Here is a 13,926-nt window from a genome sequence, read left to right on the forward strand (position 1 = left end):
GAAAAAAAGATCCAAGGTATCCGCAAACTATGCATCCCGCCAGGAATTTGTTTGCAACAGTGGTGTGTATGTCGCCGAAAATAAGTGCTAAAGCTAAAGAAAACGCAATAGCCATCAGCAGTATCCCAAGAACACTGTTGCGCGAAATCTTTTTCCGATATGACGTCATTGTTCGCTCCTAACCGAGAGGATTACATACGGGCGGACCTACCCATGCTTGGTAGATGTACGACCAGCCATCTGAATGCATACACGCATTAGCGTAGGCTGCGACTGCGCCACCTACAATTTCAGGGATTCCTGGGAAGAGAACGGTAAGCGCTGTTCCAGCGCTTATTTTGTTAATAAGCCACTGGTCAAGTCTGAACTCTTGTCCCCACCAGTGAAATATTCGGTGAAAGTGTTCCGAATGGAAATCACCGAATGTTCTGGGATGCAATGCTCGACTGCGTAGAACACTAATGTACGATTCCACGAAAACACCATCACAATAGATGAGCTTTCCAGACGCAATACCTTGAGAAACTTCTTCCCAGTATTTTTTAAGAGTTTCAAGGTGTTGTGACGGAATTTTAGCGATTACCTGATCGGGAGCTTCTAAGGAAAATCCTTTTTCGCTGATACGAATGTACGGTTTTAGGGCCTCAATGTTTTCAAAATATTCGTCTGAAACGTTGGGAATTAAACCCTGAGTGACTTCTATCTTTTTTTCTTGTAGTGGAGGAGTTGTTTCGTCGGCAAATGCCCCATTTGTTATCCCTACTGTAAAAAGTCCAGTTAAAAAGAGATGCAGGGCTTTCACGCGTGTTTTCATGGCACTGAGCCTCTCAGATGTGTTCAATGTGGAAAATATGCGTGTTCTTTTCTGTGAAAAGAACAGTAGTACGGTGTCGCGCAGCGGAGCTTTGCTCAACGCTGAATTTAATTCTACGTTATTTTGATGCACGAAATTGTTATTTTGACGCGTGAATCAAAGGGATTTTTGCGTATGAATGTACTTTTATGCGGGGGGGGGATCTCTGAGAACGCCAACAAATACAGGCACACGACATGCTGAATGTGACATGTAAAAGCCTTACGAATGAGCGTCCTCTGACACGCCTGACGAGGGCCTATCTACCTAAAAGGCCCCTCAGATACCTAAAGCTGCGCGCGCGCGAACACGCGCATCACCTGCATCACGTGCCCCCGCCACAGCCTCGGCTGCTGCGCGACACTGCGCGAGACTCACCTGACCTAAAGCCGCACCTACACCAGCAATAGCGCCAGCGGCCATTGACAGGGAAGTGACACCCATACCTACCAGAACACACGCCAAAATTGGATCAGAAGCAGCCTCCCCGCACACTCCCACGGGCTTATGATGCTCCTGCCCACTACGAGCTACACGAGCAATTAAAGCCAAAGGCGCAGGCTGCCACGGGTCTGAATACTCCGCTAAATCAGCAGATAAACGATCTGCTGCCATCGTGTACTGAGTCAGATCATTTGTTCCAATCGACACAAAATCAACCAAAGGCATGAACTGGTCCACAAGTACGGCAACAGAGGGGACTTCCACCATAATGCCGGCACGCAAAGAAACTCCCGCAGCTTGTGCCCGTTCACGTACCAATGATGTAAACCACTGGGCCTCAGGAATCGTTGACACCATGGGCGCCATCACCCACACATCTGTCTGAGGATTGTGCTGAGCAGCAAGAGCCAGCGCATCAATTTGATGGTCGAGCACTTCAGGATGAGGCCCAGTTGTACGTACCCCACGCACACCAAGAGCAGGATTTGGCTCATTATCCAAAGTTGCATAGTGTACGGGCTTATCGGAACCGGCATCTAAAGTCCGCACGACGACCTTATGGCCAGCAAAAACCTCAAAAACTTCCGAATAAATATGAACCTGCTCATGGATACTCGGTTCAAAAGGAGCATCCAAGAAAGCTAATTCTGTGCGCAGTAAACCCACACCCTCGGCAACACTTGACTGCGCTGCTGTGCGAGCGGCCGCTCCGTCACCAACATTTGCTAGTAATTGCACAGCATGGCCATCGCGTGTTCGACCGGGGCCTTGCCACTGATGTATCAGCTGGTTACGCTTGGCGTCGGCTTGTACCAAGGCTTCAGCTTCAGCAGGATCTACTCCTAGGGTGAGTGTGCCTGCATGTGCGTCAACAAGGACGGGACTTTCAGAGGTAATGAGGCTGAGCTGGCGTGCTGCGACGATGCAGGGGATTCCTAATTGGCGAGCAATAATAGATGTATGTGAAGTGGGGCCACCAAGTTCTGTTACCATCGCAACACATGCGCGAGGGTCCAGCCCAGCGGTGTCAGCGGGAGTCAGGTCATCTGCTAAAAGAATATAAGGGATGTCACGCTGAGGAATTCCCGGTTCAGGTTCCCCTTGGAGATGCGCCAAAATACGGTCACGCACATCTTTTAAGTCAGTGGTTCGTTCAGCCATCAGCCCGCCTGCTGCTTCAAAAGCAGCGACGAATTTATTGGTTGAAGCAATAACGGCATGAACAGCGGATGCACCTGATTGGATACGGGCCGTAATGTCTTTCACCCATGCGCGGTCTGTGGCAAGTGAAGCGGTCACAATGAGGACATCTGCGGCCTCGCCTTGTGCGCGTGCGGCGCGGGCAAAAAGATTATCAGCGACGGTGCGCGCACATTGCGTAAAATGTTCGATTTCGTTGGAGCGTTCACTTTCAGGCAGGATCGTATCTGAAAGTTCAGGTAGTTCAGGGCGACGGACCCACACTGCAGGAGCGTATGCAATACCTTGGACAACTGGTGTTCCATTAATTGTTGTACTCATAGCAGGCTGCTTTCCGTGAGTTCCCGCGCAGACGGGAAAGGATACGGCGCACTTAGGTGCATTGATTTGAGTCTAAGCGACTTTGCGTAGCTGTGAGTGGGAAATGACTTTGATAATGCGTAACAATGTCAAGAGAAAACAAATGTATTTGCTGTACGTGTGGCCGTATTTTCTGTATGTGCCGCCACGCCCTCGCAAATGAAGTACGACTTTTTAAAGATGAGGATGAATACGCTGAAGTGCCCGTATCGCGGTCATGAGTTTGCGTATGTGTGTGAAACTTTAGGATAAATAGACGATCCAGATACATGATGGCTAAGTCAGAGGAAAACTTGTGGCACTGATTGTCCAGAAATACGGTGGCTCATCTGTTGCAGATGTTGACGCTATGAAACGAGTTGCTCAGCGTGTAGTTGATACGCACAATGCGGGACATAAAGTTGTTGTTGTCGTTTCAGCCATGGGCGATACTACAGATGAATTACTTGATACGGCAGCGGCGCTCACCACTCGCGCACCTGAACGTGAAATGGATATCCTGCTGTCAGCGGGTGAACGTATTTCCATGTCGTTACTTTCTATGGCTGTGAATGAGCTTGGAGTACCAGCTACTGCTTACACAGGCGCGCAAGCAGGAATCCGCACAGATTCCCATTATGGTCGTGCTCAAATTATCGGCATGGTTCCTGAACGTGTAGCCCGCGCTATTCACGACGGGCAGGTTGCTATCGTCGCCGGTTTCCAAGGGATTTCCCAAGATGATGATGTGACCACATTAGGTCGAGGCGGCTCTGATACGACCGCTGTTGCGCTTGCGGCTGCTTTGAATGCGGATGTGTGTGAGATTTACACGGACGTGGATGGCCTGTTCAGTGCAGACCCACGAATCGTGCCAAAGGCGCATCGTTTACGCACCATCAGTCAAGAAGAAACCTTGGAACTGGCAGCGCATGGGGCAAAAATTTTGCACTTACGCGCCGTTGAATTTGCACGCCGTTACGGTGTGCCCCTCCATGTGCGTTCGTCTTTTTCTGAAAAAGAAGGCACTTGGATTTCTGACTCGCCCGCACACCCTGATTTGAAAGGGCTTGTGCCTGAAAACGCATTGCATGACACTCAGGAGGACACTGTGGAAAAACCCGTGATTTCAGGTATTGCTCACGATCGCTCACAAGACAAAATTACTGTGACAAATATTCCGAATTCTCCTGGTGTGGCGGCTCGTCTTTTTGCGATTGTCGCTGAAGTGGGTGCGAATATTGACATGATCGTTCAAAATGTTCCAGTCTCTGACCCGACGCTTGCAAATATCAGCTTCACTTTGCCTGAAGGTGACGCGCAAAAAGCCTTGGATGCTTTAGAGGCCCATAAATCAGAGCTTGGTTTCCATGAACTGCGCTATAACCCAAATATTGGCAAACTTTCACTTGTTGGTGCGGGAATGCGTACGAATCCTGGTGTGTCAGCTCGCCTTTTCGGTGCGCTTGCCGCAGCAAATATTAATATTGATCTGATTTCCACTTCAGAGATCCGTATTTCTGTGGTGACTCGTTTAGAAGATCTTGATCGAGCAGTTCAGGCTGTTCACACGGCATTTGATCTTGATGCCACAGAATCTGAGGCTGTGGTGTACGGCGGCACAGGGCGCTGATTATTACTCTGAGCTGATTATTACTCTGAATAGAAATTTTTTCACCGATTCTTTAACGGAAAGAAGAATTCTTATGCGTGAACTTACTGTTGCAGTTGTAGGTGCCACCGGTCAGGTGGGCCGTGTTATGCGGGCTTTGTTGGAAGAACGCCAGTTTCCTGTGTCTAAGATTCGTTTCTTTTCATCAGCGCGTAGCGCGGGCACAACATTGCCGTGGAAAGGTCAGGATATCCTTGTTGAGGATGTGGCTACAGCAGATTTTTCTGGTATCGATATTGCTATTTTTTCCGCAGGGGCCACAGCTTCACGTGAGTATGCGCCGCGTTTTGCTCAGGCAGGTGCTGTAGTTGTTGATAATTCTTCTGCGTGGCGTAAAGATCCGCAGGTGCCTTTAGTTGTTTCTGAAGTGAATCCTGAGGATGTGAAAGATCGGCCTCAAGGAATCATCGCAAATCCGAACTGTACAACGATGGCTGTGATGCCAGTAGTTAAGCCACTGATTGCTCAGGCCGGTGGTGCGAAGCGATTGTTTGTTTCCTCTTATCAGGCTGTGTCTGGCTCGGGTCTGAAAGGTGTGCAGGAACTGGTGGCTCAGGTCCGTAGTGGCGTAGAGCAAGATCTTGCTGCTTTAAGTATTGATGGGCGAGCGGTGACTTTACCGGATCCTGAAGTCTATGTGGCTCCGATTGCTTTTGACGTAGTGCCCTTAGCTGGTTCGATTGTTGATGATGGCTCCTATGAAACTGATGAGGAACAAAAACTGCGTCATGAGTCGCGTCGTATCCTGCATCTTCCTGAGTTACGTGTGTCAGGAACCTGTGTGCGTGTTCCTGTTTTCACTGGTCACACGATGACGGTTCATATTGAATTAGCGGGAGCTTTAACTCCTGAGCATGCTAAGGAAATTCTTGCTGAGGCTGAGGGCGTGCGCCTTGTGGATGTGCCGACACCGTTGGAAGCTGCTGGTCGTGATGAGGTTCTGGTGGGCCGAGTGCGTCAAGATCAAGCTGTTGAGGGTAACCGTGGTTTGGTATTTGTTGTTTCCGGTGACAATTTGCGTAAGGGTGCAGCTTTGAATGCTGTGCAGTTGGCTGAATTGGTTGCTCGGGACCTGTGCGAGTGATTGAGAACTGATCTTATATATGTTTACGCCCGCTGGGAGAAAGTGTTTCTTCTTCCCAGCGGGCGTAACGTATGTGTAGCGGAATCGTCTTAGTTATTTTGAGCGATTTCTTCGCGGACCTTATCCATATCGAGATCACGAATTTGCTGGATGAGGTCCTCTAATGCGGGACCTGGCAGCGCACCTGATTCACGGAAAACTGCTACTCCATCACGGAAAGCCATCAGGGTAGGGATAGAAGAAATCTGAGCGGCAAGAGCGAGTTCCTGTTCGGCATCTGTGTCGATTTTGCCGAAAACAATGTCAGGGTGTTTTTCGGAAGCTGCCTCAAAAATAGGGCTAAACTGACGGCAAGGGCCGCACCATGTTGCCCAGAAATCAACTAGCACGATCGGGTTGCTGGTCACTGTTTCTTCAAAAGTGTCCTTGGTGAGGTTAATAGTGCTCATGTGTTTCCTTGAAATCTGACGGTGGCATATTCGGTTAATATGCCTTGTCTTAACCATGCACTATTTATGGGCAGTACGCATGGGCTAACACAGTGGTAGTGGACACCAAAAGAGGAAACATTTATGAAAAATGCGGCTTTAATGTACGGGGCAACGCAGGAAAGCTGCTTGTGAACGTGTGTTGTCTGGGGATGTGCGCATATGCTGTGGGCCTTGGTGTGGAGCAGGTATTTCAGGAAGGTCTGAAGGGGCTGCGCCGACGCCGCGCAGAATAAAAAGTTGTATTTGCTGGATGCTGGATTCGCGCCGTGCAGGTGAGGAAGGTAAATGGTGCCCAGCTAAAGCTGAATGTATGAGTGCTACTAAAAAATCAGGATTTTGATGGGGGATACGGTCAGTTTTCATTGCCTCTAAGAGGATGTGACGCAAGATTGAGGCGATTAAGTCGGCGTGATGATGCAGGCGATGGCTGGTTTCGCGGGATACGTGTTGACGTAAGTTCAATCCTGCGGCTAGGTGATATTTGTCAGTCATTTCAATATGCGCACGCACGTAAGCGATGAGTTGGGTAATCGGATCGTCGTGATCTTTGATTGCTTGAGTGAGCAGCTCAGAAAAGTCAGCCGTGGTCTGTTCCATGAAAGCGAGGAGGAGGACTTCTTTATCAGCAAAATGGTTGTACACGGCAGTGCGTCCAACTTCTGCGCGATTCGCGATCATTGACATTGTGATCATATTGAATGGTTGCTCTGCCATGAGTTCACGTAAAGCGGTAAATAGGCGTGCTCGTGTCATTTCGCGATGGTCAGTGAGTGTGTGACCCAGAATTTTCGGCATAGGTATATTCTGACAGATTTTCGTTCAGTGTCTGAAAATTCTGTTGTATCAGAGGTGTTTTCTAAACAAAATCTCACAATGAGGATGCCTCATGACTTAGTGCAGCCCTTTATTTTGTGAAAAGTATGTCGTCACACGTGTTGAGTCGACGAAATATGCCAACAGGTGACTACATGCGTTATCTCTGGGCGCGTATTTGTTCGCATACCCGCGTAATTTCACGCACAATCGTTAAATTAGCGGGAATCCACGGGAGTGTTTCCACAGTATGCAGTGGTTGCCATCGGATATCTACATGTGCTTGTGTGAGTGTGGGAAGCTGAGGTAAAGAAATGGATTCTTTTGCAGGGCGCTCGGAAAGATTTGGTGAGGCGTATTCGCTAAGCCATACACCCATATGTCGTTGAGGTCCGATTGGCCACCATGCGCCTGACGAGTCGCATATTTCTTTCCCGTAGGTGAGTTTCCATCCTAGTTCTTCGTGTATTTCACGAGCGAGTGCTTGTAGGGGACTTTCATTTTCTTCTATTTTTCCTCCGGGAAGTTCATATAAACCGCGTAAGTGTTGTGGATATGATCGGGCGGCGCATAAAAGATGTGTGGGGCAGTGTAAAGAATTAACGATTGCTGCGGCTACTACGGGGCGCGGGGGTTGAGTGCTTTCGTTAAGGAATACGGTCATTATTTTCCTTGGGCTTTTCTTTGAGTCCTTAAGGGGCTTGTTAAAAGAAGGGTGCGTTCGCCTGTGAAAACTTTGCTTACATACTCAGGATAAAACACCAACGCGGAAAGAACGCATACCGCCCCTGAAAGAAATGTGAAATATTGTGCTCTAGGGCATATTCAGTGAATCTGAGCGGGGAGGCGAGGGGCTACGAGAAGAAAAAGAAGTGAGCGAGTATCACAGGGGTACTCGCTCACTTCAAGGGTGAAAAGAGGTTAGCGCTTCATGTGACGGCGCAGGAAAATACCTGTGCTACCAAGTGCAATGACAGTCATCATGAAGGCTGCCGCAAGGAAGGAAAACCCTATACCTGTATGAGCCAGTTGCTGTGTGGTTTGAGGAACAGGATTGCCTGCCCCCTGCGGTGCTCCAGGTCCGTATGTCGTATCGGATGTGGACATCCCATCATCTGCCTGAGAATCCGTGTCCTGCATACCAGGGGAGTCAAGGGCATCAGAGGCGTTATCTGCCGGATCTGTTGAGTTTTCTGTGCCCATTCCTGCGCTGTTTTCTGGTATAGCGTGGGTAGAATCATCACCCGTAGTACCGGGTGTGGAAGTGCCAGCCGGGCCAGTGTTTTCCGTAGAGGCTGTGCCGCCTGGAGTGCCTGTATCTGATGAGGAATCATTCTCAGCGGAGCCGGTGCTTCCATTTTCATTTTCTGAAGAACCGGGTGTATCAGCAGAGCCGGGACCTTCAGGAGCGCCTTCTGAAGATCCAGAGCCTTCAGGAGTGCCTTCTGAAGCCCCAGGTGTGTGAGTGGAATCTTCGTCAGCTAAGCTGCCCCCACTGGGCTGAGTACCAGCGCCATTTTCTGGGGCAGGAGGAGTGCCTTCATGGTTTTCTGAGGAATCATTGTTTGAAGGCGGCTGCGGCTGAGGAGCCCACTGCGCGTAGAAAGTGACATTATCAGTCACCGTGTACTCAGCTTCAGGCTGGTAGGTATCGCCCATCCCATTAGCCTCAGTATTCCAACCGGTGAATGTGTAGCCCTCCCGATTAAAACCATTGGCAGGTAGTTTATGTACGGAATCAACTGGAGCTTCAATGTCTTCCATCGTGCCGGTGCCTTCATTTGCATCAAAAGAGAGGCGTGCAATGATAGGGACATCTGGCAGGGTTGAAATGGCTGAGCGTAAAACGATGGAATTTCCTTCCTGAGCAAGGGTGTATTCATCAGAGTCACGCCACAAAGTGACGGCAGTAGAATCCTGCAATCCTCCGTCAACTGTTACAAAGGTTTTATCCTCGTAGTCATCCAGATCCTCAGAGCTATTATCAACTTCAACGGCCAGATTCCCGGTGACGTTTCCTCTTATATGCAGTGCAGAGTTAAGGGGCAGAGTTATTTTCCCGTTATTTGAATCAATGGCACCAAAAGTGATGGTGCGTGGTGTGTCAGATTCCGATAGCGTAACGGAACTTGTTTCCCCATCAGAAGCAGCCAATGTCAGTGTGTCAGCTCCCGTGAAACCGTCGGCCATCCTTACATTCACACCCTCTAAATGAAGCTGATCCAGTGTGCCGCTCACTGTGAGTGTGGATGGCGTGCGACCGCTAAAAGCAAGTGAACTATGTGACGCGTTTTGTGCTCGATAAACGGAAATTTTGTTGTTCGAGTGTGAGCTAACCCGTGTGGCAGCGGTATTTTGGTGATTGTCGCCAGAAAGATCAACACCATTGGTGGCTGACACGAAAGCGTCAAGCTCAATGGTTGTAGGGAGAGTTTTATCTTTGTAGATATCACCGGCAACAATGCGTTGGAAAGCTGTTCCCGCGTTTCCTTGGATCGGCCGCGAATTCTTGAAAGTAATATGAGCGCCAGAACCGCCTTCGACACCACTATTAGGGCCAGCAACCAGAGTGGGAGGTGTTAAAACAGAAGCCGGTTTTGTTGTGACAGCATCAAAAGTAATGGTGTGATCGGAAGCAAAAATATACGCTTCACTGCTGCCATCAGGTGTAATCCCAAGGGTCAGGTTCTTCAGGGTAATATCGCCCAAAAGTTCCAGAGGAGAACCGCGGAAAGCCAGTTCATTTCCTTGGCCATTGATTGTGACAGATTGAGTGAGGGCAATACTGCCACGTGGCGTATTAGTGTCAGAACCTAAAGAAACATTATCTAATAGGAGAATCTCATCCCCATCATGAGCAGCCTCTAAAGCACGGAAAAAACTCGTGTAGGGACTTTCTTGTGAGCCATCACCATCTGCTTGACCACGATTTTCGCGGACGTATATTTGCCGTCCCGCAACAGCAGGAGGCTCTGAAGTATCCGCGCTTACAGAGCTTGCTGCTGTGTGAGTCAGAGAATCTACATTGGCGTAGGCTCCGGTCGGAGCTAACAAGACTATCAATGACGTTAATCCTGCAAGTGCAGATAAACGTCGTTTTTTGTGGGGGGACTTAAGCATCGGTTGCTCTTTCGTGAAACGTAAAAAACAGACAAACAAAGTGTACAGGTTTTCTTGCTATAAACATATTTCGGTGTGTACGTATGCGGGGGCTTCACAGGAAAATATTTCGCAGAAAAGCGCAAATAAAATACGCAGGAAAATATGTGTCTACACGATCAAAAGTCATGTTTTATCGCGGGGACGTTACTTAAACTTACCTACCGGACAGATCTGGCGCAGCAACATATGAACTGTTAGTCTCGCACTTTGTGAGGCCCTTTCTTGTAGCGGTAGCCCGCCCCTCGGGAAAAATCGCAAATGATGAGCAACGAGCTTTACGAAAGCTTGGACACCTGGATGCTTCTGGTCTTGTCCCCCTAACCCTAGACCAGCCATCCGTATCCCTACCGGACTTTTCCTTATACTCTGGTGTCATCATTACAGGCTCACCCTACAATTTCCTTTCCACCGAAAAAACAGATGCGCAGCGTTGGACAGAAGAACACCTCTTACGCCTATGTGAACGCCTCCTTGCCGCAGATTTTCCAACACTTGCACTGTGTTTCGGCCTGCAAATGCTTGCCGTAGCCGCAGGTGGAACGCTGACAAGCGCCCACCCTGAAAATATGGGTGCTTACCCGATTACCTTGACAGAAGAAGGAAAAAAAGACCCTCTGACAGGACAGCTCCCGCCTTCTTTTTATAACTATGTCGCTCATGCGGAATCACTTGCTGACATTCCGGACGGATTGACTGTTCTCGCATCCTCGCCCACAACTCCTGTGCACCTTGGACGTTTCGGCCAGAACATATACGGCACCCAGCACCACCCCGAAATTGACACATACGGTATTCGACTGCGTATTGAACACTATGTAGGTGTCTACTTTGATCCCGCCGAATACGAGGACATTCTGAGCGCATGCACCTCAGTCCATACGGAACATGGACTCATCCCCGCTTTTACTCAAAGATACCAACGCTAAAGAGAGGGGAAACAATGGAATTCGCACATTCTCCACAATCATCAATTGGTATCGAATGGGAACTGCAACTCATCGATCAAGACTCCAATGACCTACGTCAAAGCGCCGCCTACATTGTTGATCGAGTAGCAGGAAAACCTTTCATACAAAGCGAAATGTTACTGAATACGGTGGAAGTCACTTCCGGTGTTCACAGGCATGTAGCAGGTTGTGTTGGCGACTTGCGTACAGGTTTAGAAATACTGTCCGATATTACCGATGAATTACGTATCGAACTGGCTTCCGCAGGTTCCCACCCTTTTGCTAACCCGGCGTATCAGCGTGTTACTGACAAAGAACGCTACACAGAACTAGTGGAACGCACACAATACTGGGGCCGACAGATGCTGATATTTGGCACCCATGTGCATGTAGGTATCGACCAGAGGGAAAAAGTCCTCCCCCTGCTTAAAGCTGTCCTTACGCGGGCCTACCACATACAAGCCCTTTCAGCTTCCTCGCCTTTTTGGAGTCGAACAGATACAGGCTATGCCTCGAATCGTTCCATGTTTTTCCAACAGCTCCCCACAGCTGGTGTGCCACTGCAATTTGACCGCTGGGAAGAACTCGAACATTTTGCGCAGGGGATGCAACAAGCCTCCACGATACGTCATTTCAATGAAGTGCGATGGGATGTGCGACCAGCTCCAGGATGGGGGACGCTCGAAATCCGTGTGGCAGACGCAAATACGAATATGGCTGAACTGAGCTACATTGCCGCCTTGATTCACTGCCTTGTTGATTTTTACTCGAATGAATACGAAGCAGGGCGGGACCTGCCTTCTGTGCCAAGCTGGTTCGTATCTGAAAATAAATGGCGTTCTGCGCGTTACGGTATGGATGCTGTGCTAATTATTGACGAACACGGTAACGAAGAACCTGTGAAAGACACTCTGAGGCAACTGATTGTGCAACTCGAACCCACTGCGGAAAAACTCGGCTGCTTGAATGAACTCGCTGGAACCTTGGAGATTATCCGTGAGGGCGCAGCTTATGAACGTTTGCGTCAGGTTGCGCAGCTCAATTCCGGGTCATTAGATGCTGTGGTGAGTCATATGTGCGCAGAAATGCAAGCAGAACGCCCACTTAAAGCACGTGAATTATCTGCAGGGTCTACTGGGCGCTCGCTGCGGGGCAAGAGTGAAACAACAATGAGGTAGGACTCGATCACAAGTTCAGTGACGAGCTGCCCGTCCAGATCAGGGTCAGGGTGTAAGGAAATCCAGTGCTTCTTGTTCATGTGGTAGCCGGTGGTTATACCGGTGAATTCTTGGATAAGTGCGCGAGCTTCTGCGGGGTCAGCTTTGACGGTGACTAGGTGTTCGTTGTTAAGGATGGTGAACAGTGCGAACCATTTTCCGCCTACTCGTGCTGCTTTCCATTGGGGCGCGAAGTCGTATATTTCACTGCCCGGTAATTCCAGCGCTGTTTTTGTTGCAATCTGATAGAGGGCCTGCCCGTCCATTTATAACCTTCCCTTAAAGCTGCGGTGTTTGCGCATGTGTAGCTCAATCATGTGTCTATGATCTGTTGGCTTGACCTCAAGTGAGCTTTATGTTGTACGGTACCTGCATATAGGAATCATCATGTGACACATAATAGAATATAATGGAGGTTATAATGACTGACTGTGTATGTTCAAAAGAATCCGTTACCATTCCAGAGGAAATGAAAGCCGTAATAATGCGTGCGCCAGGTGACGTTGTTGTTGAAAAAGTCCCTGTGCCGCGCGTAGTAAAAGCAGGTGACGCAGTTATACGCCTTGCTGCTGCCTGCATCTGTGGTTCTGACCTGTGGCCCTATCGTGACCTTGATGAAACTCCGGTGCATAACCGACCTATGGGACATGAATACGTTGGTACGGTCGTTGAAATAGGTGAAGGCGTGAAAAGCCTAGCAGTAGGTGATTTTGTTGTCGGTTCCTTTATGGTTTCTGACGGCACATGTGAAATCTGTGTAGCTGGATACCCCTCGCGTTGCGCTCACGCTGGATCCTACACAGGAAGTCAAGCCGAGTACATGCGCATCGAAGAAGCAGATGGCACTCTTGTTGTTATCCCCGGTGGAAAACCGGAGGATCCAGAACTTTTAGCTGACTATCTTGCGGCTTCTGACGTGCTGGGCACAGGATGGTTTTCAGCCGTAGCTGCACAAGCCGGTCCGGGAAAAACAATCGCAGTAGTCGGTGACGGAGCGGTGGGATTATGCGCTGTTTTAGCAGCAAAAACCCTAGGGAGCGAAAAAGTTATCGTATTTTCTCGTCATGAGGACCGGGCTGCCCTTGCTCGTGAATTTGGTGCGGATGTTGTCATTGCTGAACGTGGCGCTGAGGGTGCGCAGAAAGTAAAAGAACTGACACATGGTTTAGGTGCTCACGGGGTATGTGAAGCAGTTGGGACGCAAGAATCAATGGAACAGGCACTTGCCTCTTGTCGTCCGGGCGGATATGTCGGATTTGTTGGAGTGTCTCACGATCAAATGATTAATGGATGGGACTTGTTCCTTTCTCAAGTGCATCTTTTAGGTGGGCCGGCACCTGTTCGTCGTTTTTTACCGGATCTTATTGCACGTATTCAGCGCAGGGAAATTCGACCAGGACGTGTTTTTACAAAGCGTATTCCTATTGATGAGGCCCCTGCAGGCTATAAAGCAATGGATGAACGCCGAGAAATCAAAGTGTTACTTGAAGTGTAAGCAGGGGCGGGGCCTCTGAAAATTTTGAGCGCGTCCTCAACGTGTGACCTGCTATAGCAGGTCACACGTTATTTTTCTGCACTATGAAATTATCTGCGCATTGAGATTCTCACATGCGGGTGTCCGAGCGTAATGCTACAGCGTTTTATTGTTTAATTACTGTAGATCTTTCTAATTAAAAACTTTATATAATGAATTGAGGTTGGCAT

Annotated in this window: 12 protein-coding genes; 5 read left to right on the plus strand and 7 right to left on the minus strand. The window is 49.1% G+C overall.

The annotated features are described in order from the left end of the window. Positions 1 to 178: 178 nt before the first annotated feature. Both LRP54_RS04865 and LRP54_RS04870 read right to left on the minus strand, forming a co-directional pair. Entirely contained in the window at positions 179 to 814 is a 636-nt protein-coding gene (locus LRP54_RS04865; protein WP_231235204.1) for a hypothetical protein, read from the minus strand. A 318-nt stretch (positions 815 to 1,132) separates the two neighbouring features. Next, a complete protein-coding gene (locus tag LRP54_RS04870) occupies positions 1,133 to 2,818 on the minus strand; it encodes a phosphoenolpyruvate--protein phosphotransferase (protein WP_231235205.1) in 1,686 nt (561 codons plus the stop codon). Positions 2,819 to 3,152: 334 nt separating this feature from the next. Here LRP54_RS04870 and LRP54_RS04875 point away from each other — a divergent pair, with 334 nt between their 5' ends. Next, a complete protein-coding gene (locus LRP54_RS04875) occupies positions 3,153 to 4,469 on the plus strand; it encodes an aspartate kinase (RefSeq protein WP_231204113.1) in 1,317 nt (438 codons plus the stop codon). Positions 4,470 to 4,542: 73 nt separating this feature from the next. Continuing rightward, positions 4,543 to 5,592: an aspartate-semialdehyde dehydrogenase gene (locus tag LRP54_RS04880; RefSeq protein ID WP_231235206.1), complete on the plus strand. Its 1,050-nt coding sequence runs from the start codon at positions 4,543 to 4,545 to the stop codon at positions 5,590 to 5,592. Between the two features lie 89 nt (positions 5,593 to 5,681). Here LRP54_RS04880 and trxA read toward each other — a convergent pair whose 3' ends face one another. The 4 genes from trxA to LRP54_RS04900 all read right to left on the minus strand — a co-directional run bounded on the left by trxA (position 5,682) and on the right by LRP54_RS04900 (position 10,016). Then, entirely contained in the window at positions 5,682 to 6,041 is a 360-nt protein-coding gene (gene trxA / locus LRP54_RS04885; RefSeq protein ID WP_231204117.1) for a thioredoxin, read from the minus strand. Positions 6,042 to 6,179: 138 nt separating this feature from the next. After that, entirely contained in the window at positions 6,180 to 6,878 is a 699-nt protein-coding gene (locus tag LRP54_RS04890) for a TetR/AcrR family transcriptional regulator (RefSeq protein ID WP_231204119.1), read from the minus strand. 178 nt (positions 6,879 to 7,056) lie between these two features. Then, on the minus strand, positions 7,057 to 7,560 hold the full coding sequence (locus tag LRP54_RS04895; protein ID WP_231235207.1) for an NUDIX domain-containing protein: 504 nt from the start codon (positions 7,558 to 7,560) through the stop codon (positions 7,057 to 7,059). Positions 7,561 to 7,817: 257 nt separating this feature from the next. Beyond that, positions 7,818 to 10,016 carry an InlB B-repeat-containing protein gene (locus LRP54_RS04900; protein WP_231235208.1) on the minus strand — a complete coding sequence of 733 codons (2,199 nt, stop codon included), beginning with the start codon at positions 10,014 to 10,016 and terminating at the stop codon, positions 7,818 to 7,820. A 251-nt stretch (positions 10,017 to 10,267) separates the two neighbouring features. Here LRP54_RS04900 and LRP54_RS04905 point away from each other — a divergent pair, with 251 nt between their 5' ends. Together LRP54_RS04905 and LRP54_RS04910 are read left to right on the plus strand one after the other, a co-directional pair. Then, on the plus strand, positions 10,268 to 10,984 hold the full coding sequence (locus LRP54_RS04905; protein WP_231204126.1) for a glutamine amidotransferase-related protein: 717 nt from the start codon (positions 10,268 to 10,270) through the stop codon (positions 10,982 to 10,984). A gap of 14 nt (positions 10,985 to 10,998) precedes the next feature. Next, the gene (locus tag LRP54_RS04910; protein WP_231235209.1) at positions 10,999 to 12,183 is read left to right on the plus strand and encodes a glutamate--cysteine ligase; all 1,185 of its coding nucleotides are present in this window, start codon (positions 10,999 to 11,001) and stop codon (positions 12,181 to 12,183) included. On the opposite strand, the gene LRP54_RS04915 is transcribed toward LRP54_RS04910, so the two are convergent. Then, complete coding sequence (locus LRP54_RS04915; protein WP_231235210.1) at positions 12,075 to 12,488, minus strand: MmcQ/YjbR family DNA-binding protein; 414 nt, start codon at positions 12,486 to 12,488, stop codon at positions 12,075 to 12,077. The genes LRP54_RS04910 and LRP54_RS04915 overlap by 109 nt on opposite strands. A gap of 203 nt (positions 12,489 to 12,691) precedes the next feature. Here LRP54_RS04915 and LRP54_RS04920 point away from each other — a divergent pair, with 203 nt between their 5' ends. Then, complete coding sequence (locus LRP54_RS04920; protein WP_442984608.1) at positions 12,692 to 13,717, plus strand: zinc-binding dehydrogenase; 1,026 nt, start codon at positions 12,692 to 12,694, stop codon at positions 13,715 to 13,717. Positions 13,718 to 13,926: the final 209 nt, after the last annotated feature.

This window comes from Schaalia sp. lx-100, assembly GCF_021083625.1.
GTDB lineage: Bacteria > Actinomycetota > Actinomycetes > Actinomycetales > Actinomycetaceae > Pauljensenia.